This window comes from Thioclava arctica (assembly GCF_040892615.1).
Lineage (GTDB): Bacteria > Pseudomonadota > Alphaproteobacteria > Rhodobacterales > Rhodobacteraceae > Thioclava > Thioclava arctica.
In genome coordinates this window covers 57,878-80,767 of sequence record NZ_JBFRYC010000011.1, presented here as the reverse complement: position 1 = coordinate 80,767, position 22,890 = coordinate 57,878, and the positions used below count along the sequence as shown (strand labels likewise).

Annotated in this window: 23 protein-coding genes and 1 tRNA gene; 16 read left to right on the top strand and 8 right to left on the bottom strand. The window is 61.5% G+C overall.

Annotated features, from left to right (window positions below; translation table 11 throughout):
- The first annotated feature begins 116 nt into the window (after window positions 1-116).
- The 4 genes from AB4874_RS15625 (at window position 117) to AB4874_RS15610 (ending at window position 4,897) form a co-directional block, all read left to right on the top strand.
- On the top strand, window positions 117-815 hold the full coding sequence (locus AB4874_RS15625) for a type 1 glutamine amidotransferase (protein ID WP_295536045.1): 699 nt from the start codon (window positions 117-119) through the stop codon (window positions 813-815).
- A 3-nt stretch (window positions 816-818) separates the two neighbouring features.
- On the top strand, window positions 819-2,183 hold the full coding sequence (locus AB4874_RS15620) for a glutamine synthetase family protein (protein WP_295536042.1): 1,365 nt from the start codon (window positions 819-821) through the stop codon (window positions 2,181-2,183).
- 4 nt (window positions 2,184-2,187) lie between these two features.
- Window positions 2,188-3,489, top strand: coding sequence for an NAD(P)/FAD-dependent oxidoreductase (locus AB4874_RS15615; protein WP_368392665.1), 1,302 nt, complete (start codon window positions 2,188-2,190; stop codon window positions 3,487-3,489).
- A gap of 118 nt (window positions 3,490-3,607) precedes the next feature.
- On the top strand, window positions 3,608-4,897 hold the full coding sequence (locus AB4874_RS15610) for a DUF3422 family protein (RefSeq protein WP_368392664.1): 1,290 nt from the start codon (window positions 3,608-3,610) through the stop codon (window positions 4,895-4,897).
- 19 nt (window positions 4,898-4,916) lie between these two features.
- Here AB4874_RS15610 and AB4874_RS15605 read toward each other — a convergent pair whose 3' ends face one another.
- From AB4874_RS15605 to AB4874_RS15590, 4 genes are all read right to left on the bottom strand, one after another.
- On the bottom strand, window positions 4,917-5,744 hold the full coding sequence (locus AB4874_RS15605; RefSeq protein WP_368392663.1) for an aldo/keto reductase: 828 nt from the start codon (window positions 5,742-5,744) through the stop codon (window positions 4,917-4,919).
- Between the two features lie 74 nt (window positions 5,745-5,818).
- A complete protein-coding gene (gene betC / locus AB4874_RS15600; RefSeq protein ID WP_368392662.1) occupies window positions 5,819-7,330 on the bottom strand; it encodes a choline-sulfatase in 1,512 nt (503 codons plus the stop codon).
- Between the two features lie 118 nt (window positions 7,331-7,448).
- Window positions 7,449-9,668 carry a Hint domain-containing protein gene (locus AB4874_RS15595; protein ID WP_368392661.1) on the bottom strand — a complete coding sequence of 740 codons (2,220 nt, stop codon included), beginning with the start codon at window positions 9,666-9,668 and terminating at the stop codon, window positions 7,449-7,451.
- Between the two features lie 350 nt (window positions 9,669-10,018).
- Window positions 10,019-10,095: transfer RNA gene (locus AB4874_RS15590), tRNA-Ile, on the bottom strand.
- A gap of 134 nt (window positions 10,096-10,229) precedes the next feature.
- Here AB4874_RS15590 and purM point away from each other — a divergent pair.
- From purM to rnd, 3 genes are all read left to right on the top strand, one after another.
- Window positions 10,230-11,276 (top strand): phosphoribosylformylglycinamidine cyclo-ligase, encoded by a 1,047-nt coding sequence (gene purM / locus AB4874_RS15585; protein WP_368392660.1) that lies wholly within the window; start codon window positions 10,230-10,232, stop codon window positions 11,274-11,276.
- On the top strand, window positions 11,273-11,863 hold the full coding sequence (gene purN / locus AB4874_RS15580; RefSeq protein ID WP_368392659.1) for a phosphoribosylglycinamide formyltransferase: 591 nt from the start codon (window positions 11,273-11,275) through the stop codon (window positions 11,861-11,863). Before purM ends, purN begins: the two co-directional genes overlap by 4 nt.
- A 130-nt stretch (window positions 11,864-11,993) precedes the next feature.
- The gene (gene rnd / locus AB4874_RS15575; protein ID WP_295536019.1) at window positions 11,994-13,157 is read left to right on the top strand and encodes a ribonuclease D; all 1,164 of its coding nucleotides are present in this window, start codon (window positions 11,994-11,996) and stop codon (window positions 13,155-13,157) included.
- A gap of 45 nt (window positions 13,158-13,202) precedes the next feature.
- Here the strand turns inward: rnd and AB4874_RS15570 are convergent, their stop codons facing one another.
- Window positions 13,203-13,700, bottom strand: a complete 498-nt coding sequence (locus AB4874_RS15570) for a hypothetical protein (protein ID WP_295536016.1) — start codon at window positions 13,698-13,700, stop codon at window positions 13,203-13,205.
- A gap of 123 nt (window positions 13,701-13,823) precedes the next feature.
- Between AB4874_RS15570 and AB4874_RS15565 the strand changes: the two genes are divergently transcribed.
- Window positions 13,824-14,252, top strand: a complete 429-nt coding sequence (locus tag AB4874_RS15565; protein WP_368392658.1) for a SufE family protein — start codon at window positions 13,824-13,826, stop codon at window positions 14,250-14,252.
- Window positions 14,253-14,308: 56 nt separating this feature from the next.
- Here the strand turns inward: AB4874_RS15565 and glpX are convergent, their stop codons facing one another.
- The 3 genes from glpX to AB4874_RS15550 all read right to left on the bottom strand — a co-directional run bounded on the left by glpX (window position 14,309) and on the right by AB4874_RS15550 (window position 17,014).
- On the bottom strand, window positions 14,309-15,274 hold the full coding sequence (glpX, locus tag AB4874_RS15560; protein WP_295536010.1) for a class II fructose-bisphosphatase: 966 nt from the start codon (window positions 15,272-15,274) through the stop codon (window positions 14,309-14,311).
- A gap of 126 nt (window positions 15,275-15,400) precedes the next feature.
- Window positions 15,401-16,705 carry a homoserine dehydrogenase gene (locus tag AB4874_RS15555; protein ID WP_368392657.1) on the bottom strand — a complete coding sequence of 435 codons (1,305 nt, stop codon included), beginning with the start codon at window positions 16,703-16,705 and terminating at the stop codon, window positions 15,401-15,403.
- A gap of 78 nt (window positions 16,706-16,783) precedes the next feature.
- On the bottom strand, window positions 16,784-17,014 hold the full coding sequence (locus AB4874_RS15550; protein WP_368392656.1) for a hypothetical protein: 231 nt from the start codon (window positions 17,012-17,014) through the stop codon (window positions 16,784-16,786).
- A gap of 111 nt (window positions 17,015-17,125) precedes the next feature.
- Here AB4874_RS15550 and AB4874_RS15545 point away from each other — a divergent pair, with 111 nt between their 5' ends.
- From AB4874_RS15545 to AB4874_RS15510, 8 genes are all read left to right on the top strand, one after another.
- The gene (locus AB4874_RS15545) at window positions 17,126-17,713 is read left to right on the top strand and encodes a TetR-type transcription factor C-terminal domain-containing protein (RefSeq protein ID WP_295536002.1); all 588 of its coding nucleotides are present in this window, start codon (window positions 17,126-17,128) and stop codon (window positions 17,711-17,713) included.
- A 99-nt stretch (window positions 17,714-17,812) separates the two neighbouring features.
- Window positions 17,813-18,571 carry an imidazole glycerol phosphate synthase subunit HisF gene (gene hisF / locus AB4874_RS15540; protein ID WP_295535999.1) on the top strand — a complete coding sequence of 253 codons (759 nt, stop codon included), beginning with the start codon at window positions 17,813-17,815 and terminating at the stop codon, window positions 18,569-18,571.
- Window positions 18,571-18,879, top strand: a complete 309-nt coding sequence (locus AB4874_RS15535; protein WP_295535996.1) for a phosphoribosyl-ATP diphosphatase — start codon at window positions 18,571-18,573, stop codon at window positions 18,877-18,879. Before hisF ends, AB4874_RS15535 begins: the two co-directional genes overlap by 1 nt.
- A 122-nt stretch (window positions 18,880-19,001) precedes the next feature.
- Window positions 19,002-19,451 carry a tellurite resistance TerB family protein gene (locus AB4874_RS15530; RefSeq protein WP_368392655.1) on the top strand — a complete coding sequence of 150 codons (450 nt, stop codon included), beginning with the start codon at window positions 19,002-19,004 and terminating at the stop codon, window positions 19,449-19,451.
- 141 nt (window positions 19,452-19,592) lie between these two features.
- A complete protein-coding gene (locus tag AB4874_RS15525) occupies window positions 19,593-20,387 on the top strand; it encodes an ABC transporter ATP-binding protein (protein ID WP_295535991.1) in 795 nt (264 codons plus the stop codon).
- A 31-nt stretch (window positions 20,388-20,418) separates the two neighbouring features.
- Window positions 20,419-21,141 carry a transporter substrate-binding domain-containing protein gene (locus AB4874_RS15520; RefSeq protein WP_368392654.1) on the top strand — a complete coding sequence of 241 codons (723 nt, stop codon included), beginning with the start codon at window positions 20,419-20,421 and terminating at the stop codon, window positions 21,139-21,141.
- A 43-nt stretch (window positions 21,142-21,184) separates the two neighbouring features.
- On the top strand, window positions 21,185-22,066 hold the full coding sequence (locus tag AB4874_RS15515) for an ABC transporter permease (RefSeq protein WP_295535985.1): 882 nt from the start codon (window positions 21,185-21,187) through the stop codon (window positions 22,064-22,066).
- Window positions 22,063-22,890, top strand: coding sequence for an ABC transporter permease (locus tag AB4874_RS15510; RefSeq protein ID WP_295535983.1), 828 nt, complete (start codon window positions 22,063-22,065; stop codon window positions 22,888-22,890). The genes AB4874_RS15515 and AB4874_RS15510 overlap by 4 nt, the downstream gene beginning before the upstream one ends.

The following is a 22,890-nucleotide window of genomic DNA, read 5'->3' as shown; positions in this document are numbered from 1 at the left end:
CGGGGGAGTCTCGTGTAACGAGACGGGGGCAGCGCCCCCCTTGCGGCGGCTTGCGGGTCGCATTAGCCTTTCGTCAAAGCGGCAAGTGCTGCACCCACAAAGCCCTCGGAGCTTTCATGAAAATCGGTATCCTTCAAACCGGCCAATCGCCTGATGTGCTGCGCGAAGAAGCGGGGGATTACCCCGATATGTTCGAACGCCTTCTAGCGGGGCGCGGGTTGGAGTTCGTGCGCTATGATGTCGAGAATATGGAGTTGCCGAAAGACGTGCATGACTGCGAGGGCTGGTTGATTACCGGCTCGCGTCATGGCGCCTATGAGGATCATCCATTCATCGCTCCGCTTGAGCAATTTATCCGCGATACGGTTGCGGCGAATGTCCCGCTGGTGGGGATTTGTTTTGGCCATCAGATTATCGCGCAGGCGTTGGGCGGGCGGGTTGAGAAATATCCGCAGGGGTGGGCCGTTGGTCCGCAGGATTATGATTTTGAGGGCGAGGCGATTACGCTTAACGCATGGCATCAGGATCAGGTGACGGAAATCCCGTCCACGGCCAAGCCCATAGCGCAAAACGATTTTTGTCGCTATCCTGCGCTGATATACGGGGATCGTGCGTTTTCGGTGCAGGCCCATCCAGAGTTTCGCGACGGCTTTGTTGACGGGCTGATGGCAACGCGCGGACAAGGCGTGGTGCCCGAACCTCTGATGCAGGCGGCGCGAGCGCGGCTGGGTCAGCCCAACGGATCGCAACGCATCGCCGAAATGATCGCGGATTTTTTCTTGCAAGACAGGGCGCTGGCGCGCCCGGAAAGCTGACAGATGAGCCAGACATCGGATTGGACCGACAAGATCCCGCAAGCGGCGCGTGACTACCTGAACGGGCGCCGCCTTGACGAGGTGGAATGTATCGTCGCCGATATTGCGGGGGTGGCGCGCGGCAAGGCGATGCCGGCCTCGAAATTCAAGTTTCAGGATCGGTTTTTCCTGCCGAACTCGATCTTTTTGCAAACGATCACGGGCGAGTGGACGGATAACCCCAGCGGTGCCTTTACCGAGCCGGACATGATCCTGACGCCTGATTTCTCGACCGCGACCGCCGCGCCTTGGACGGCAGATTGGACCTTGCAGATCATTCACGATGTCGAGGATCAAGAGGGCAATCCGGTTCCGATCGCGCCGCGCAATGTGCTCAAGCGGGTCTTGGCGCTGTATGAGGCCGAGGGCTGGCGCCCGGTCATCGCGCCTGAGATGGAATTCTTCCTCGTTGCGCGCAATATCGACCCCAACCAGCCGATCATTCCGCCGATGGGGCGTTCGGGGCGGCGCGCAGCGGCGAAACAGGCCTATTCGATGAGCGCGGTCGATGAATATGGCAAGGTGATCGACGATATCTATGATTTCGCCGAAATGCAGGGCTTTGAGATCGACGGCATCTTGCAAGAGGGCGGTGCGGGGCAGATCGAGATCAACCTTGCGCATGGCGACCCGGTGCATCTGGCCGATCAGATTTTCTACTTCAAGCGGCTGATCCGCGAGGCGGCCTTGCGCCACGATTGCTTCGCGACCTTCATGGCCAAGCCGATCGAGGGCGAGCCGGGCTCGGCGATGCATATCCACCAATCGGTGATCGACATCAAAACCGGCGAGAACATCTTTTCCAACCCCGATGGCAGCGAGACCGAGGCGTTCATGCACTGCATCGCGGGGCTGCAAAGCCATCTGCCGGCGGTGATTGCGCTGCTTGCGCCCTATGTGAACAGCTATCGTCGCTACGTTCCCGATTTTGCCGCGCCGATCAATCTGGAATGGGGGCGTGACAACCGCACCACCGGCTTGCGGGTGCCGATCTCGGGGCCTGCCGCGCGCCGGATCGAGAACCGTTTGGCGGGGATGGATTGCAACCCCTATCTGGGGCTCGCGGCGTCTTTGGCTTGCGCCTATATTGGGCTCAAGGAAAAGAAGATGCCCAAGCCCGAATGTCTGGGCGATGCCTATATGTCGGCCGAAGATGTGCCCGTGACCTTGGGCGATGCGCTGGATTTGATGAGCGAAAGCGCCCCGGTTCGCGATGTGCTGGGAGAGGAATTCTGTAATGTGTATGAGGCGGTAAAGCGCAATGAATACAAAGAGTTCCTGCAAGTCATCAGCCCGTGGGAGCGTGAACACCTGCTGTTGAACGTGTGATCTGATGGATCTGCTTTTCGCCAATGATCGCCAAGGTGAGCACGCGCCAAGCTATTATGCTGCCACCGCGCTGACGGATCGACGCTGGCCCGAGTTGAAGGGGCGGCACGACACCAATGTGTGTGTCGTGGGGGCGGGCTTCACGGGGCTGTCGGCGGCGCTGCATCTGGCGCAACGCGGCTTTGGCGTGACCCTGCTAGAGGCCCACCGTGTCGGCTTTGGCGCAAGCGGGCGCAATGGTGGGCAGGTGGGCTCGGGGCAGCGTCTTGAGCAAGACGATCTTGAGGCCGCGCATGGCCCCGAGATGGCGCGCAAGCTGTGGGATCTGGGCCAAGAAGCCAAGCAGCTGATCCGCGATCTGATTGCGGATCACGCGATCCCCGTGACCCTGCATCCCGGCATCGTTCACGCCTGCCGCACAGCCGCTGAGGTCACCCATTCCCATCATATGGCGGAAAAGCTGGCGCGCGAGTATGGCTATGATCAGGTGCAGCCGCTGGACCGGGACGCGTTGCACGCGATCTTGCCCTCCGATGCCTATCTGGGCGGCGATATCGACCGGGGCGCGGGCCATCTGCATCCTCTGAATTTTGCGCAAGGGTTGGCGCTGGCTTGTGACAAGGCCGGGGTGCAAATCCATGAGAATTCGCATGTGCATCACATCCGCCCCGGCGCGAAGGTGCGGGTGCAAACGCGCCACGGCCATATCGACGCCGATCATCTGATCTTTGCAGGCAATGGCTATATGGGCCAGCTTGCGCCGCGCGTGTCCAGCCGGGTGATGCCGATCAACAATTTCATCATCGCAACCGAGCCGCTTGGGGATCGCGTCGCGCAGGTCTTGCGCGAAAACGTGGCCGTAGCCGACACCAAATTCGTGGTGAATTACTGGCGGCTGTCCGAGGACAATCGTCTGCTGTTTGGCGGGGGTGAAAGCTATGGCTACCGCTTTCCCGATATCCTGAAAACCGTGCGCAAGCCGATGCTGGAGGTCTATCCGGGCCTCGCTGATACCCGCATCGACTACGCTTGGGGCGGCACGCTGGCCATCACCCGTTCGCGGATGCCCTATTTCGCGCGCCCGCTGAAGAATGCGCTCTCGGCCAGCGGGTTTTCCGGGCATGGCGTGGCGATGGGCACGCTGGCGGGCAAAATCATGGCCGAGGCGGTGGCCGGTCAAGCGGAGCCGTTCGATCTGATGGCGGGGCTGAACGTGCCAAGCTTTCCGGGCGGCGGCATGTTGCGCAGCCCGCTTTTGGCGCTGGCGATGACGTGGTTTGCGATGCGCGACCGGATCGGGCTGTAACGCGGCCCCCGCTGTGGCAGATTTGCACGATATACTGTTGCATACCCTCAAACGCTTGATTGCGGGGCGGTTTCGTCTCAGCAAGCAGTAACGGCACTGTGAGCCACAGGAATTTGCGATGGACCCGATATCTGATCACCCGCAGCGCTATGCGCTGGTCAACGAGCTTCACGCCCGCCCCTATCCAAGGTTGAGCGTGCCCGGCCATGCCGTTTATGTCGCCTTCAAAGAGCCCCATAATGCGGCCAATCGCGACCGCGCCAAGGATCAAGAGCATCTGCAAGCGCTGCTTACCCGCGCCGGCGCGACCCCGCCGCAAACCGGGATCACCCATTACGCGGGCAGGATCGGGCGCCATGAGCTGAAATGGGAAAGCCATACCGAGTTCACGACCTATCTCGCCTTTGCGCCCGGCACCTCGGCGCGCCCCTTTGACCCTGCCGAAACCGAGGTTTTTCCGCCAAGCTGGATCGCTTCGGGGCCGGGGGGGCGGCTTGCCGCCGTGCAGATCCGCATCGAGGAACTGCCCGCCAACCCCGATGATATCGACCCGTTCCTAGAGCAATGGTTCGTCGCCGAAAGCCTTGTATGCACCTGGGTGCTGGACGGGGCGGCGGTTGTGGCGGGCGATTTCCGAATTGATCCCAATGGTCAGATGCGGTTCGCGGTTTTCGTGCGTCCGGGCACCGGGCCGGGGCGGATCGGGCGCACGGTGCAGCGCCTGTGCGAGTTGGAAACCTATCGTGCGATGTCGATGCTGGGCCTGACGCGCGGGCGCGATCTGTCGCATCGCCTCAACGCCCTTGATCCCAAACTGACCGCATTGGTCGAAGGCATGGGCGATGATGCGCGCTCTGCCGAGGCGACGTTACACGGCTTGCTGGAAATCTCGGCCGAGCTGGAGAGCCTTGCGGTGCAGCACTCCTTCCGGTTCTCGGCCACGGGCGCCTATGAGGCGATCGTGCGTGAACGCGTCGAAAGCCTGCGCGAAAACCGCTTTGAAGGGCGTCAAAAGCTGAGCGAGTTCATGGCGCGGCGCTATGACCCGGCGGTGCGCACGGTGAAATCTGCCGAAACGAGGCTGCGTCAGATGGTGACGCGCGCGGCGCGTGCGGGCGAGTTGCTGCGCACGCGAGTGGATGTGGAACGCTCGGCGCAGAACCAGAAACTGCTGGAAAGCATGGATCGGCGATCAGACCTGCAACTTAAATTGCAACACACGGTCGAGGGGCTGTCGGTCGTCGCGATCAGCTATTACGCGGTCAGTCTGGCGGGCTATCTGGCCTATCCGGTGGCCAAGCAGGTCGGGATTTCGAAAGAGCTGATGGTTGCCGGGCTGACGCCGCTGGTGATCTTGATGGTCTGGCTGATGATCCGGCGCATTCATAACAGCGTGGGCAAGCACTAGGCCCGCCCACGCAAGTGCCTCAGAAATCTGCTGTTGCAGGGTCCGGCCCGATCCGGCCATCCTTGGAATCGAGCGCGGCGATCTGGGCCATCTCTTCCATGGTCAGTTCAAAGTCGAACACCGAGATATTCTCGCGCATCCGGTCGTGATTGGACGATTTTGGAATGGTGATCAGACCAAGCTGAATCTCCCAGCGCAAAATCACCTGCGCGGCGGACTTGCCATAGCGCGAGGCGATCTCGATCAGGGCGGGTTCGGTTAGCAATTCGCCTTGCCCCAGCGGTGACCAACATTCCGTCGCTATGCCCAGTTTTGCATGGGCGGCGCGCTGGCTGAGTTGTTGAAACCGCGGGTGCAGTTCCACCTGATTGAGCGCCGGGGTCACGCCGGTTTCATCGACCAGCCGCTCGAGGTTCTCGGGCAGGAAATTCGACACGCCGATGGCACGCACGCGGCCCTCGTCGCGCAGCCGAATGAACGCCTTCCAGGTCTCGACGAACTTATCTTTGGCGGGCATCGGCCAGTGGATCAGATAGAGATCAAGCGTGTCGAAGCCCAGCTTACCCACGCTTTCATCAAAGGCGCGCAGGGTCTCGTCATAACCTTGCTGATCGTTCCAAAGCTTTGAAGTTACGAAAATGTCTTCGCGCGCCACATCACTTTGCGCGATGCCTTTGCCCACGCCGAGCTCATTGCCATAAATGGCGGCTGTGTCGATATGGCGATAGCCGTTATTGAGCGCGCTCATGACGATGCCGGGCGCTTCGTCATCGGGCATTTTCCACACGCCAAGCCCGAGTTGCGGGATTTTCGTGCCATCGTTGAGGGTGATCATCGGGACAGACATGGAGGCTCTCCTTTATTGCGGTTGGCCACGAGGGTAGGGCGCAACGCAACAGAGGAAAGGCGATCACGAAGAAGCTATGGGTCCCCGCGCGGAAAGCGTTTGCGGTTCTCAAGATCGTTGAGATCCATGTGATTGCGCATATAGGCTTCGGAGGCCTTCTTGAGCGGCTGGTAATCCCACGGGTAGTGCCCGCCCTGTCGCAGCGCCTCATAGACGACCCAGCGCCGCGCTTGGCTTGCGCGCACATCCTGATCGAACCGCTCCACGCCCCAACGCTGGGCGGCCTCGGTTTTCAGCGCGGCGAGCGTATCGGCATGCGCAGGGTCGGTGGCGAGATTGGTCAATTCATGCGGGTCGGCCTGCAGATCGAACAGTTGATCGGGGTCCAGCGCGCAGAGGTTCAGCTTGAAACGCCCCTTGCGCAGGCTCACCAGCGGCGCAAATGACCCCTCGGCGGCATATTCCATCGCCACGGGGGCGGTGCGCGGAGTGCCGTGCGCCAGCGGCAACAGGCTTTGCCCGTCGATCCATGGGGCGATCTCGGCCAGCGAAATCCCCGCCAGATCGCATAGTGTCGGGGTCACGTCGATGGTCGAAACCGGATCGCTGATCAGCCCCGGCGCGAGGTCGGGGTCGCAGAGCATCATCGGCACGCGGGACGAGCCCTCATAAAAGCTCATCTTGAACCACAGCCCGCGCGCGCCCAGCATATCGCCGTGATCCGAGACAAACAGGATCGTGGCCTCTTGGCGCGTGTCTTGCAGCACCTGCAGCAGCGTTCCGATCTGATCGTCGAGATAGGACAGGTTGGCGAAATAGGCGCGGCGCGAACGGCGGATATCCTCAACGGTAATGTCGAAGGCCTGCCAGTCATTGGCCTCTAGCAAGCGCTTGGAATGGGCGTCTTGATCCTCAAAGGGGATCACGCCGACCTCTGGCTCCAGATGCGCGCAATCCTCATATAAATCCCAGTATTTCTGACGCGCAACATAGGGGTCATGCGGATGTGTGAAACTGACCGTCAGCATCCATGGGCGCGCATCATCGCCGCGCGCCAGATCATAGAGCTTCATGCGCGCCTCATGCGCGACATTGTCGTCATATTCCAACTGGTTGGTGATCTCGGCCACGCCCGCCCCGGTGACCGAGCCCATATTGTGATACCACCAATCGATCCGCTCACCGGGTTTGCGGTAATCGGGCGTCCAGCCGAAATCGGCGGGGTAGATATCGGTGGTCAGACGTTGCTCAAAGCCGTGCAACTGATCAGGGCCGACGAAGTGCATCTTGCCCGATAGGCAAGTCTGATAGCCCGCGCGGCGCAGATGATGGGCATAGGTCGGAATGTCCGAGCGGAACTCGGCGGCGTTGTCATAGACGCCATTGCGCGAGGGAAGCTGGCCCGACATGAAGGCCGCCCGCCCCGGCGCACAGAGTGGTGAGCCGGTATAGGCATTGGCAAAACGCACCGATTTCGCGGCCAGCTTTTTCAGATTGGGCAGATGCAGCCAGTCGGCGGGGCCATCGGGAAACAACGTGCCGTTGAGCTGATCAACCATCAAGATCAAGATATTGCGCTGGGTCATGGGGCTCCTCGCGGTCGGCGTGAGACAGGGCAGGGCGCGCCTTGCACGCCACTCTTTCCATCGCGTCTATCGAAGGCAGACCCCACGGCGCAACCCTGATCGCGCCCGCACCCCGCCCTTAGGCGGCCGCGATCAGTCGCGCCTCATAGCGTCTCAGGCTCGGGCGCGCCGCCGGATAGGCAAGCGTGCCCGCCGCCAATTCCGGGAATAACATCAACAGCTCACGCCGGGGGCCGTCCTCCATATCGCGCAGAGTGGCAACGCCGGGCTGGTAGCTTTCGCTCCACAGCCCGTCCGAGGACAGAATTTCATGCTGATCGAACATCAGGTGGATATAGATCACCTCTTGCACGCTTTCGTCGCGCGCAATCCCGGGCAGCCCGTCCAGATGATGCGCGGCGGCCAGCGCCTCGGGCTCGCCGCACAGCAACTCCGCGCGCGGCCCGGTCAACAGCAGCCGATGTTGCGGCGAAACCCGCATTTCGCGTATCGGCATGTCGGGGCCAAGTGCGCCCGGCGCGATCCGCATCGGGTAAAACGCTGGCGTGGCGCGCAGTTCGCACAGGTTAAGGTGGCGTCTGCCGATCCAGCGGATCGTCTGATAGCCATTGTCGCGCGTCAGCACGCGCGCGCCGACCTCGAGGTCCTCGACCAAGCGCTCTCCGTGCAGCGTTGCGATCCGCGTGCCGGGCGTGAAACAGGGGATCACGCGCTCGATATTAGTGAAACTCATCGTGCCGACGACATTGCCCGAGGGGTCGAGGAATTCGACCGAGCCATTCTCGGGATTGCCCGGATCAAAGGTGATATTCGTAAGGTCCTTGCCCCAGTCGCGCAGATCAAGCGTGTCGAAATCGGTGCCGCCCTCGCCCCCGTCGACGACATCGCCATTGGTCAGGTTGACGAAGGTGTCCTGATCATCGCCCCCCGAAAGCGTGTCAGCCCCCGCACCGCCAGTCAGCGTGTCATTGCCCGCGCCACCCAGCACGGTGTCATTGCCTGCGCCACCATCAAGGCTGTCATTGCCGCTGCCACCATCGACAAGATCGTTGCCCGCGCCGCCCAGCACAGTGTCATTATCCGCGCCTCCATAAAGGCTGTCATCGCCCCCCGCGCCGTCGATGTAGTCATTGCCGCCATTGCCGTAAAAGACGTTGGTGTAGCCGTCTGTTGGGTCGGTCGAGAATCCGTCAAACCCCACCAAACTGTCGCCATAGGCCGAGCCATAAATCCCATCCACGCCCGACAGCGTATCACCCGCCGCATCCCCGCCCGAGGCGGTGGCCGCGCCCAAGTTGATGTTCACGCCTGCGCCGCTATCGGTGTAATCGACGTAGTCCATGCCGCTGCCGCCGTTCAGCACATCCGCGCCCGCACCACCATGCAGCGTGTCATTGCCAACACCGCCCAGCAGGCTGTCATTGCCAGTGCCGCCATCCAGCGAGTCGTTACCCGCATCGCCTGAAAGCGTGTCATTATCCGCGCCGCCGATCAGCGTGTCATTACCATCGCCACCAACAAGGCTATCGGCCCCTGTGCCACCGTTCAGCGTGTCATTGCCTGCCCCACCGATCAGCGTGTCATTGCCAGCCTCGCCCATAAGCGAGTCGTTGCCCGCGCCACCATCGACGGAATCATTGCCCGTGCCCGCCATCACCGTGTCATTGCCCAGACCGGCCAAGACGGTGTCATTGCCAGCGCCCGCGCGGATATAGTCGTCATTGCCCGAACTGCCGGGCAGGCCGGCATCGTTGTTATCAACCTTGTCCGAGCCATTCGCGATCGGCTCGACATAGCTGCTATTGATCAGGTCGCCGCCCGACGTGCCGTCGATATAGCCATCGTCAAAGCCGGTTTGATAGCGATCCGCGCCGAGGTTGGTGTTGGTATAGCTGGTCGCGCTGTTCAGCAGGATCGACTGGATCGGCTTGGCCTCATAGGCGGTGGTATCGGCATTGGCGGTCATCTCCGGCGCAAGGAAAACTTTGCCATCCGTCGTTTGCACGATCACAGCGGACACGTTTGCCGTGGTGCCATCGACATAGGTCAGCGTGGCATTATAGACGACCAGACCATCATAGATCAGCGTTTCGGTGCCATTGCCGACATTGGTGATGATCTGATCGTTGGAGATGTTGTTATTGGTATCCAGCGCGCCCGAGGTGCCGCCATTATCAACGGTCGTCGCCGAGGTGATGTGTTGGTAAAGGGGGGCGGTGGCGGTCCCGAAGGTGGTTCCGGTGAAGGCATTGTAATTCTCCATGCTGGAGTTGCCTTCGGTCGGATCGATAAAGGTGGTCGAACTGTCCAGATAGATCCAGTTAAACGTGCTCGCCATCGCGCGGGTGCCCTTAGGTTGCGCGCAGTATCCTGGTGATCCGCAGACACATCTGGCCCGCCAGAGTGCGGGGCAAGCGGGATATCATCCCGTTTGATAGATCTGTTGAAAGAAAACTGGTTACTGCTCGGATACTTGTTCTTTGAGACTCAACTAACATCACTATTGTGCAAAGCAATGGGGATTTTCGTTGGGCTTATTTGTGGCGGCGCTGTGATTTGCTCTCCGTCGCCATAGTCTTTTTCGACAGGTCGGGCAGCATCCGCTTGCCACCACTCGTTTTCCGGACGGGGCGCGACAAGGCCGACTCTCGCACGAAAACGCCCAAGCAGAACCGCAAGGAGCGATACTGGTAGGCCCGGAGGGACTCGAACCCCCAACCAAGGCGTTATGAGCGCCCTGCTCTAACCAATTGAGCTACAGGCCCACCATTGCCTCTCCCTCTATCACGCGCGCACGCGGCGTCAAGAATTTGGCGTGCTTTTGGCCAACAGACGTTGCTTGACCCCGGGTCTTGCGCTAGGGCTGCGCCCCAGTTGACCCATCTTGGAGAGCGCCGCCATGACCGATAAGAAACCGGGCCTGACCTATGCCGATGCGGGCGTGGATATTGATGCAGGCAATGCTTTGGTCGAGCGGATCAAGCCAGCCGCCAAGCGCACGCAACGCCCCGGCACGATGTCGGGTCTGGGCGGGTTCGGCGCGCTGTTCGATCTCAAGGCCGCCGGGTATAACGACCCGATCCTTGTCGGGGCGACCGATGGCGTGGGCACCAAGCTGCGCATCGCGATCGATACCGGCAATGTCGACACGATCGGGATCGATCTGGTGGCGATGTGCGTCAATGATCTGGTCTGCCAAGGTGCTGAGCCACTGTTTTTCCTGGATTATTTTGCGTCCGGCAAGCTGGAACTGGATCAGGCCACCGCGATCATCAACGGCATTGCCGAGGGCTGCGCGCAATCGGGGTGTGCGCTGATCGGCGGCGAGACGGCGGAAATGCCGGGCATGTATCACAAGGGTGATTTCGACCTGGCGGGCTTTGCCGTCGGCGCTATGGAACGTGGCAGCGACCTGCCCGCAGGCGTGGCCGAGGGCGATGTGCTGCTGGGGCTGGCCTCGAACGGGGTGCATTCGAACGGGTATTCCTTCGTGCGCAAAGTGGTTGAGATGTCGGGCCTTGGCTGGGACGCGGATTGCCCATTTGCTGAAGGCGCGCTTGGCGCCGCTTTGCTCGCCCCGACTCGGCTGTATGTGACGCAGACGCTTGCGGCGGTGCGCGCGGGCGGCGTCCATGCGCTCGCCCATATCACTGGCGGCGGGCTGACCGAAAATCTGCCGCGCGTTCTGCCCGAGGGCATGGGCGCGCAAATTGACCTCGACGCTTGGGAATTGCCCCCGGTGTTCCGCTGGCTGGCCGAAACAGCGGGCATGGCCGAGGGCGAGCTGCTCAAGACCTTCAATTGCGGCATTGGGATGATCGTTGTGGTTGACCCCGCGCGTGCCGATGCGATCTCGGCACTGCTGGCGGAGGCGGGCGAAACCGTGACGCGGATTGGCACGCTGAGCGCCGGGCAGGGCGTGGCCTATACAGGGTCGCTGCTGTGACCTTGCGCGTCGCGATCCTGATTTCAGGCGGCGGGTCGAACATGATCAAGCTGCTTGAAAGCATGCGCGACGATCACCCTGCGCGCGCCGTTCTTGTCGCCAGCAATGATGCAAATGCGGCGGGGCTGCAAAAGGCCGCGCGCCTAGGTGTGGCGACGGCCGCGATTGATCATCGCCCCTATGGCAAGGATCGCGCCGCGTTTGAGGCAGAGCTGTTGAAACCGATCTTGGCAGCGCAGCCCGATATTGTCTGTCTGGCGGGGTTCATGCGCGTGTTGACGCCCGATTTTGTGGGCCGTTTCGCGGGTCGGATGCTCAATATCCACCCCTCGCTTTTGCCGAAATATCCCGGCCTGCATACCCATGCCCGTGCGCTTGAGGCGGGCGATGCCGAGGCGGGGTGTACCGTCCACGAAGTCACCCCCGTGCTGGATGACGGCCCGATTTTGGGTCAGGCGCGGGTCGCTATTGCGCCGGGCGACACGCCCGAAACATTGGCCGCGCGGGTGCTGGTGCAAGAACATCGCCTGTACCCGGCAGTGTTGCGCCGATTTGCCCAAGGCGATCGCACACCGCTGTTCACGTAGCCCCCCATCCGCGGCTTTCGCGCCACGGCTGCGGGATCGGCGTCTCCACGGTGCTTTTCATTTCGCGCGCGCCCGTCTAAAGGAAAAAGACCTTGCGGGATGACCCCGCGTTCCATTGCGAAAGCGCGCCATGCAGACCATCACTACGACCGACGCCCTCGCGGCCTATTGCGAAAAGGCGAAGTCAGAGCCTTACGTCACCATCGACACCGAATTTCTGCGCGAGCGGACGTATTGGTCCAAACTGTGCCTTGTGCAAATGGCCCTGCCAGACCGCGATGGCCAAGAGGGTGAGGCGGTGCTTGTCGATCCGCTCTCTGCCGATCTTTCGCTCGAGCCGCTTTATGATCTGTTTCGCCACAAGGCGACGGTCAAGGTGTTTCACGCCGCGCGTCAGGATCTTGAGATTTTCTTCATCGAGGGCAATGTCTTTCCCGATCCGCTGTTTGACACCCAGATTGCCGCGATGGTCTGCGGCTTTGGCGAGCAGGTGGGCTATGAGACGCTGGTGCGCAAGATCGCCAAGGAATCGCTGGATAAATCGTCGCGCTTCACCGATTGGTCGCGCCGCCCGCTGACCGAGGCGCAAAAGAAATATGCGATCGCCGATGTCACCCATCTGCGCCAGATTTATGAGTTCCTCGCAACGCAGCTCAAGGAGTCCGGGCGCGACGCGTGGGTCGAAGAGGAAGAAGCGGTGCTTCTGAATCCCGAGACCTATATCAACCGCCCCGAAGAGGCGTGGCAGCGGGTCAAAACGCGCACCAGTTCGGCCCGATTCTTGGGTATCGTGCGTGCGCTCGCGCAGTTCCGCGAAGGCTATGCGCAAAACCGCAACATTCCGCGCTCGCGCATTTTCAAGGATGATGCGCTGCTGGAATTGGCCTCGACCAAGCCTGTCACGCTAGATGACCTCAGCCGGTCGCGCCTGCTGCTGCGCGAGGCTCGGCGCGGTGAGATTGCCGAGGGGATCATGACGGCTGTGAAAGAAGCGCTGGAGGCCCCGCAGGACTCGTTGCCGCGCGTCTCGGATCAGGGCCAGCAATTGCAGGTCGATACTGCCTTGGCCGATCTTTTGCGCGTGCTGCTCAAGGCGAAATCGCAAGAGACGGGCGTGGCGGCCAAGCTGATCGCAAACTCTGCGGATCTGGATCGGATCGCGGCAGGAAAACGCGATGTCGCGGCCTTGCAGGGCTGGCGCGCCGAGGTGTTTGGCCATGATGCGCTGCGATTGGCCAAGGGCGAGGTCGGGCTGACCGCGCGCAGTGGCGCGGTCGAACTGGTCGATCTGTAGCGCCGGTCGACGGCGCTACTTAAGCAAGACGTTTGGGCGTGACGCTTAGCGGCGCACCGAGCGTGCGTTATTTGCACCCTCAACCACGATCTTACGCACAGTTTCCAGCTTGTAGTTGCTGATGAACGTGGCGGCAGAAACTTCGCGCGATTGCTGCGTCGACACACGGCGCGCATCTGCACTGTCCGCTGCGGGCGGCGTCAGCATGAAGCGATAGGTTATCGTGCCATTCGCATCGGGTTCGCCGTTATTGAGCGCGACCAGATCGGTTTGCCAATAGCCTTGCGTCGGGGGCAGGCCCATCGCGGTGACAATCGCGCCCGATGGGGCCTTGTCCACGCTCAGGCTGATCACCTGCGCGACCGGCTGCTGCCAGGGCTTGCCGATTTGATCGGGGTAGCCGCCCTTGGGCGCCAGCGTCGTCTGCGCCTCTGGCTGGCTTCTGCCAAACCAGTTGAACGGGTTGAGTTTGCTGCCGCGAATGGTGCCGCAGCCAGCGGTGGCAAGAGTCAAGGCAAGTGCCGCAATCAGGGCTTTGTTCATGGTCGCTCCGAAGCTGTCCAAGACCTCTGGTAGCCGATCACGCTGCTTTTGAAAAGCCGCGTCTGGACGCAGGCGGCTGCGCGCGTTACCCAAGAGCCTCGAGTTGATGCAAGGAACCCCGTGATGGCCCGCGAAGCGTTTGAAGAGATTGCCGAGACCTTTGAATTTCTCGACGACTGGGAGGACCGCTATCGCCATGTGATCGAGCTGGGGCGCGAATTGCCCGGGCTGGACGAGGCGGTCAAAGTGCCCGCGACCAAGGTGCATGGCTGTGCCAGTCAGGTTTGGCTGCTGCCACGGATTTCTGGCACCGGCCCCGATGCGCAGTTCGATTTTGAAGGCGAAAGCGATGCGATGATCGTGCAGGGGCTGATCGCGATCCTGCATGCGCTCTATTCGGGTCTGAGCGTGACGCAGGTTGGCGCGGTTGACGCGCCTGCGGAATTGGCGCGGCTGGGGTTGAACGATCACCTGTCGGCGCAACGCTCGAACGGGCTGCGCGCAATGATCGAGCGGATTCGTTTGCTCGCCGCCGAGGCCGCCAGCGCCTGAACCGGGCATGAAAAAAGGGGCCGCGCGGCCCCCTTTGACGTTGCAAGCGGCGGGTCTTACCGCACCGGGTTGCGATAGATCATCCGGCGCAGCGACCCGGTTTTTGAGCGCATCAACATCGTTTCGGTTTCGATATAGGTCGGCTCGCGCTTGACGCCCTTGACGATCGAGCCGTCGGTTACGCCGGTTGCCGCAAAGATCACATCCGAGCGCACCATGTCGTCGCGAGTGTAGATTTTGTCGAGATCGGTGATCCCGGCCTTGCGGGCGCGGCCGCGCTCGTCATCGTTGCGAAACAACAGCTTGCCCCACATCTGCCCGCCCATGCATTTCAGCGCCGAGGCCGCCAGAACGCCCTCGGGCGCGCCGCCGGACCCCATATACATATCAATCCCGGTAAAATCGGGCTCGGCGCAATGGATCACGCCAGCCACGTCGCCATCGGTGATCAGGCGGATTTTGGCACCGGTGCTGCGCACTTCGGCGATCATGTCCTCGTGGCGCGGGCGATCCAGAATGCAGACCGCTATGTTCTTGGGTTCGACCCCTTGCGCGCGCGCCAAAGCTTCGATCCGCTCGGTCGGGCTCATGTCGAGGCTGACGACATCTTTTTCATAGCCCGGCCCGATCGCGAGCTTTTCCATATACACATCGGGTGCATGTAGCAGCGAGCCGCGCGGCGCCATCGCGATCACGGTCAGCGCGTTGGGCATATCCTTGGCCGTCAGCGTGGTGCCTTCGAGCGGGTCCAGCGCAATATCGACCTCCGGGCCAGTGCCTGCGCCGACTTCTTCGCCGATAAACAGCATCGGGGCTTCGTCGCGCTCGCCCTCACCGATCACCACGGTGCCGCGGATGTCCAGCTTGTTAAGCTGCTCGCGCATCGCGTTCACCGCCGCCTGATCGGCCGCTTTCTCATCGCCACGCCCGATCAGATCGGCCGAGGCATGCGCCGCCGCCTCAGAGACGCGGGCAAGGCCCAATGAGAGCATGCGGTCATTGAAGTCACTCGGAGGGGTCATCTGTATCTTCCTGATTGCCTAGGGCGTTATCGATCGCGCACAGGTAAACCCCTCCGTGCGCGCAAGAGCAACCCTGTGAACGCTAACGGCGCGCCCGCTCGGCGGTTTTGGTGCGCTTGACGCGGCTTAGAGTTCCTCGATCCGGATCGCGACCGGCTCGCCCTCGACGACGCGGGTGGCGGGAAGGGCGGCAAGAGCGTGGTCGATTGCGTCCCGCGTGGTCTTATGGGTCACGATCAACACCGGTGCCGAGGTATCGGCATGGCCATATTGGCGCAACCGGCTGATCGAAACGCCCGATTCGCCCAAGATTGTCGCCACCTTGGCCAATGCGCCCGGCTTGTCGGCCAGTTGCAGGCGTAGATAATACGGCGCGGCAACAGAGGTCACGGCGGGGGTGGCCTGCATCAGACTGCCAGCCGGTTGGCCAAAGGTCGGCAGGCGCAAGCCGCGCGCCAGATCCATCACATCGCCCATCACGGCGCTAGCGGTCGGGCCTTCACCCGCACCCGCGCCGCGCAGCACGATCTGGCCGACCGCATCGCCCTCAAGTACGACCATATTGGTGCCGCCCGTGAGCTGCCCGAGCGGCGAGGAAGAGGGCACGAGGCAGGGGGTCATGCGCTGCTCCAACCCGCGCCCGGTCATCTGCGCAACGCCCAGAAGCTTGATTTTATAGCCCAAATCTCCAGCGCGCCGAATGTCGTCGATCGAGATACGCCCGATCCCTTCCAGCACCACATTGTCAAAGCTGACCTGTGTGCCAAAGGCAATCGCAGCAAGGATTGCAAGCTTGTGGCCTGCGTCAATGCCGCCCACGTCAAGGTTCGGATCGGCCTCAAGGTAGCCCAGTTGGCGGGCCTCTTCGAAGACCGTGTCATAGGGCAGGCCGGCCTCTTCCATCCGGGTCAGGATGTAGTTGCAGGTGCCGTTCATCACGCCCATCACCCGGCGCATCGCATTGCCTGCGAGCCCCTCAGTGAGCACCTTGATGACCGGAATGCCCCCCGCCACGGCCGCCTCAAAGCGGATCGCGCGATTCAGGCCCTCGGCCAGTTCGGCCAGCGCCTGCCCGTGATGGGCCAGCAGGGCCTTGTTGGCGGTCACGACATCTTTGCCCGCGCGCAACGCGGCTTCGGTGGCGTCCTTGGCCGCGCCCTCATGCCCGCCCATCACCTCGACGAAGACATCGACATCGTCGCGCATGGCCAGCGCCACCGGGTCGCTTTCCCATGCGTAATTTGACAGATCCGCATCGCGGTTCTTGGTGCGGTCGCGCGCCGAGATGGCGGTGATTTGAACCGGGCGTCCGGCGCGCGCGGCCAGCATGTCAGCATGACGTTGCACGATCTTGACCACGCCGATACCCACGGTGCCAAGGCCCGCAATGCCGAGGCGCAGGGGCTTGTCGGAAGGGACGGGCGCAGACATGGGAAACCTCGTGCAAAAACGGAATTGCGCCCTGTTAGCGGGAAACTGCGTTCCGTGCAACGGCGTGCAGCGCCGCCGCTATTGGGCGCTCAGATCGCGCTCATCCACCACTGTAACAGCACGCAGCGCCGCCGCGCGGGCCCGCAGCGCATCGGCGCGCGCCACAAGTGCGGAGGCGGGGCTGGGGGAAAGCGGCGCATCGCTGAGCAAACTCTCCATCGGGACAAGTGCGGGATAGCCCTGATCCTGCGTGCTCGCGCAAGCCGACATAAGGCACAACAAGGCCAAAAGGGAAGGGGCGCGCAGCATGCTCTCTCCTGATCAGATCGCATCAAGATATGGCGCATCCGCGCCCAGCACCAGTGCCGATTGGCCGCTTTCGGGTTTGATACTGAACAGGCGTTCAGTTAACGTCGCATCATGGCACGCAAAACGGGTTCGCATTCACAAATCACCGGTCCGAAAATCCGCGAGCAGGCGTTGCAGCTTTTCGCCAGCCACGGCTTTGCGGCCGTCTCTATGCGCCAGATCGCGGCGGCGGTCGGGGTGCAGGCGGGGGCGCTGTATCTTTACACGCCCGACAAAGAGGCGCTGCTGTTTGACTTGCTCAAGACCCATATGGATGAGCTGCTGGCCGCTTGGGCCGCCGAGGAGCGCGGGGCAGGGCCGATGGCCGCGCTCGAGGCCTTTGTGCGCTTTCACATCGGTTTCAACCTCAGCCGCGCCGATGCGGTGTTTCTCAGCTATATGGAGTTGCGCAATCTAGGCCCCGAGAATTTCGCAATGATCGAGGGGCTGCGGCGCGCCTATGAGACCGAGCTGGAGGAAATCCTCAAGGCGGGCCAAGAGGCGGGCGTCTTCCTGATCCCCGATACCAAGCTTGCCACGATGGCCATCATCGCCATGCTGACGGGCGTCACCACATGGTTTCGCGAAGGCGGGCGGCTTAGCCGCGCGATGGTTGCCGATATCTACTGGGACATGGTGCGCAAGGCGGTCGGCGCCTAGCCTCGGTCGGGTCATGTGCGCGTTGGCCCGGTTTGGCACAAAGCCCTCTTTGCGTTCGCCCTGTTGCGCGTTAAGAAGGCCCCAAAGGAGCCCCGCACCATGCTGAAAACCCGGATCATCCCCTGTCTTGATGTGGCCGATGGGCGCGTGGTCAAGGGGGTCAACTTCGTCAATCTGATCGATGCGGGCGACCCGGTCGAGGCCGCCAAAGCCTATGACGCGGCGGGCGCGGATGAGCTGTGTTTCCTTGATATTCACGCCACGCATGAAAACCGCGGCACGATGTTCGATCTCGTCACCCGCACCGCCGAGCAATGTTTCATGCCTCTCACCGTGGGTGGCGGCGTGCGCAGCCATGAAGACGTGCGCGCGTTGCTGCTGGCGGGGGCCGATAAGGTCAGCTTCAACTCGGCGGCGGTCGCCAATCCCGATGTGATCGCGCAGGCCGCCGACCGCTTTGGCAGCCAATGCATCGTCTGCGCGATTGATGCCAAAACCGTCGCGCCGGGCCGCTGGGAGATTTTCACCCATGGCGGGCGCAAATCCACCGGCATCGATGCGGTCGAATTTGCCCGCACGGTCACCGCCAAAGGTGCGGGGGAAATCCTGCTGACCTCGATGGATCGCGACGGCACGCGGGCGGGCTTTAACTTGCCGTTGACGCGCGCGATTTCGGATGCGGTCGATGTGCCCGTGATCGCGAGCGGCGGCGTGGGCACGCTCGATCACCTTGTCGAGGGCGTGATCGAGGGCGGGGCCAGTGCGGTGCTGGCGGCCTCGATCTTTCACTTTGGCGAATTCACGATCCGCGAGGCCAAGCAACACATGGCCGATGCGGGCATTGCGGTGAGGTTGTGATGAACACTCTGGAAACGCTTTTTGCCACGATCCAATCGCGCAAAGGCGCGGATCCTGACAGTTCCTGGACCGCCAAGCTGCTGGCCAAAGGCCCTGAAAAGGTGGCTGAGAAATTTGGCGAAGAGGCGATTGAGGCGATCATCGCAGCGGTCAAGAATGATCGCGAAAATCTGGTCTATGAGGCGGGCGATGTGCTGTATCATCTGCTGGTGATGCTGGCGGCGCGCGATGTGTCGCTGGCCGAAGTCTTGGCCGAGTTGGAGCGGCGCGAAGGCACCTCGGGGATCGCCGAGAAAGCCGCGCGCTAAAGGGTGCACCGCAACACTGCGCTTCGGCGCAGAGCTGTATGCGCGGCTGGCGCTTGGGAAACTCTGCGCACCTAGCTGTGACGTGACTTGTCCTTTTCGCGATTGAGCTTAATTGTAGAGTCATGTTTGGACGCTTGCTCAATATCTTGAATGATCCCGCCCCCGCGATCGATCCGCTGGCCTCTGACGAGCGCGAGCTGGCTTTGGCGGCGCTATTGGTGCGTCTTGCGCGCTCGGACGAAGATTATGCCGAGGCCGAGAAGGTGCGCATCGACCGCGTTCTGGCCGCGCGCAACGGGCTGTCGACGCAGGAGGCCAGCGAATTGCGCCACCACGCCGAAGAGGTCGAGGCAAGCGCGCCCGACACCGTGCGCTTCACCCGCGCGCTTAAGGATAAGGTCGCCTATGAGGACCGCGCAGGCGTGATCGAGGCGCTGTGGGATGTCGCGCTGGCCGATGGCGAACGCGACGCCCATGAAGAAACGTTGATCCGTCTCGCCTCAAAGTTATTGGGCGTGAATGATGTCGATTCGGCCTTGGCGCGTCGGCGCGTTGAGGAACGACGCAACTGATCATCGTGCTCGTAGCGCCTGTTTTTACGTCATCTGCCCGTGTTTTCGCCGCTTTTCCTTGGGTCAACTGTCACGACCCCGTTGCATTCCGCATCGAATTCGCGCCAGATTGACCAAACGGACAAAGAGAAGCTGCGCTGCGTGCCCCTAAAAGACCCTGCATCCCAAGATGCGCCCGTCATCGAAATCCGCGATCTTCACAAGAGCTACGGCTCTCTTGAGGTGCTCAAGGGCGTCTCGATCAAGGCATGTCGCGGTCAGGTGATTTCGCTTATCGGCTCCTCGGGGTCGGGAAAATCCACATTGCTGCGCTGCGCCAACCTGCTGGAAGACAGCCAGTCGGGTGAGATCTTGTTTGAAAATGAGAGCGTTCAGTGGAAGGGCCAAGGCCTGTCGCGCCGCCCCGCCGATCGCGCCCAAGTCACCCGATTCCGCACGAATCTGTCGATGGTGTTTCAGCAGTTCAATCTGTGGGCGCATATGACGATCTTGCAAAACGTCATGGAAGCGCCGGTCACCGTGCTGGGGCGCCCCAAGGCCGAGGTCGACACCCTTGCGCGCGCATTGCTCGACAAGGTCGGCATTGGCGACAAATGTGACGCCTATCCCGCCCAACTGTCGGGCGGCCAACAGCAGCGCGCCGCGATTGCACGCGCTTTGTGCATGGAGCCAAAGGCGCTGTTGTTTGACGAACCCACCTCTGCGCTGGACCCCGAGTTGCAGCAAGAAGTGGTCAAAGTGATCAAGGACCTCGCGGGCGAGCATCGCACGATGATCCTTGTAACGCATGACATGCGTTTGGCGCGTGATGTGTCAGACCATGTGGTCTTTCTGCATATGGGAAAGATCGAAGAAGAGGGCCCGCCAGAGGCTCTGTTTGGCGCGCCGAAATCGGAGCGCCTGCAACAATTTCTGTCGGCCACCGCGCCGGCGTGAAGTCAACCAAGATCAACGACAGGGATATAAAATGAAGAAACTCATCCTCACTGCTGCCGCCCTCATCCTGAGCGCGGGCGTCGCCGCGGCTGAAACCGTGCGCATGGGCACCGAGGGCGCTTACCCTCCCTACAACTTCATCGACGATAACGGCCAAGTTGCCGGCTTTGAGCGCGAATTGGGCGACAAGCTGTGCGAAATGGAAGGCCTGACCTGCACCTGGGTCACCAATGACTGGGATTCGATCATCCCCAACCTGCTGTCGGGCAACTACGACACGATCATGGCGGGCATGTCGATCACCGACGAGCGCAAGAAATCGATTGATTTCACGCAGGCTTACTACCCGCCGGCTGCCTCGGCCTATCTGTCGATCACGCCCGATGTTGACCTCAAGGGCGGCGTCGTCGCAGCCCAGACCGGCACGATTCAGGCCGCCCATGTGGCCGAAACCGGCGCAACGCTGGCCGAATATGCCACGCTGGATGACACCATCGCAGCCGTGAAAAATGGCGAGGCCGATGCGGTGTTTGCCGATAAAGACGCGCTCAAGCCGTTTGCTGGCACGGACGGGTTCCAGTTCGTGGGTAAGGATGTCGCGCTCGGCGATGGTATCGGCATCGGCCTGCGCAAATCCGACACCGCGCTGAAAGACAAATTCAACGCTGGCATCACCAAAATGAAAGCGGATGGCTCGCTTAACAAGCTGCTCGTGAAATACTTCGGCGCTGATGCGCTGACGTTCAAGAACTGATCGGATAGGGGGCGGGCCGCGCGGCTTGCCCCCAACCAAATAGATGTTTTCAACCTGCTCTGATCCCTCATCGCTTCATGGGCTGTCATGGATGCTGTGTTACCTGACCACGGGTAAGCAGATGCTGTTCTATGGCTCGTTCGGGATTGTGCTGGTGCTGTTGGTTGTCACCGCCCCCGTGGCGCTGCTGTTTGGCTTTAGCGGAGCGCTGGCGGCGCGTTCAAGGATCACCCCGCTGCGCTGGGTCGGTCGCGGCTATACGGCGATGGTACGCGGTGTGCCCGACATCATCTTTTTCCTCTTCGTCCCGATCGCGATGGATGAGGGGATCGAATATATGCGCAACCGAATAAAATGCCCCGACTGGAACCAACCGGTCTTTGCGGGCAACGAATTTCACGTCTGCGCGGCGGCGAAAATGCCGCTGAATTCTGCACCCCAAATCTATCACGAGATTTACGGCTTTTCGCTGGCTGTCATTGCCTTTGCGGTGGTGTTTGGGGCCTTCGCGGCCAATGTGCTGTATGGCGCAATGCAGGCGGTGCCGCGCGCTCAGCTTGAAACCGCCGAGGCTTATGGCATGACGCAAGCCCAAGTCACGCGCCGCGTCTTGATCCCGCAAATGTGGACCTATGCGCTGCCCGGCCTGTCCAATCTGTGGATGATCCTGATCAAGGCCACGCCGCTGCTGTTCCTGCTAGGCATCGAGGACATCGTCTATTGGGCGCGCGAATTGGGGGCCACGAAATCCACCGTTTACGCCTATCCCCATCCCGATTGGCGGGTCTATTACTTCCTCGTGCTGTTGGTGTTCTATCTCGTGATGACGAAGCTCTCTGAGATTGTGCTGAATCGCATCAATCGCAAACTGTCCTTTGGACAGGCGACGGCGGGTGGTGAAGCGCTGCGAAAGGCCGACATATGAGCTGTCTCCAGACCATCGCCGATTACGGCCTGCGCTCGGTTGGCGTGGGCGAACGGTTGTTGCCGCGCTCGGATTTCACGATGTGTCAGCAATTCACGCTGATCGGGTCTGGCATGGTGTGGAACATCTATTTCGGCGTGCTCGCGCTGCTGGGTGGGTTCTTCTTGGCCACCGCGCTGGCGCTTGCCAAGAACACCGAAACAAGGCTGATCCGCAAGCCCGCCGAATGGTTCATTTTCGTCTTCCGCGGCTCACCGCTGTTTATCCAGTTTTTCCTCGCCTATGAGGCGCTGGCGATGATGCCGCGTGCTGGCTTTCCGGTGTTTGGCATCACCGTGGAAACCGATTGGTTGACGCGGGCTTGGGCAGGGGCGCTGTTCGTGCTGTTTCTCAACACCTCTGCCTATGCTGCCGAGATTTTCTATGGCGCGCTGCGCTCGGTCCCCAAGGGGGATCTTGAGGCGGCGGATGCCTATGGCCTTTCGGGCTGGAACAAGTTTCGCCGGGTGACGTGGCCGACCATGCTGCGGCTCGCTTGGCCGTCTTACACCAATGAGGCGATCTTTCTGTTTCACGCCACAACGCTGGTCTTCTTCTCGGGCTTCCCGGCCTTTCGCCAAGAGGGCGATGCCCTTTATTATGCGAAATACTTCGCGGACAAGACCTTCAACCCTTTCATCCCCTATCCGATCGCGGCTTTCTATTTCATCTTGCTGACGCTATCGGTGATCACGATCTTTGGCTTTATCAACCGGCGTCTGAACCGCCATCTGCCGCACGAGCGGCGAATGAAAATGCGCTTCAGGCCACAAATCATCAGGTGA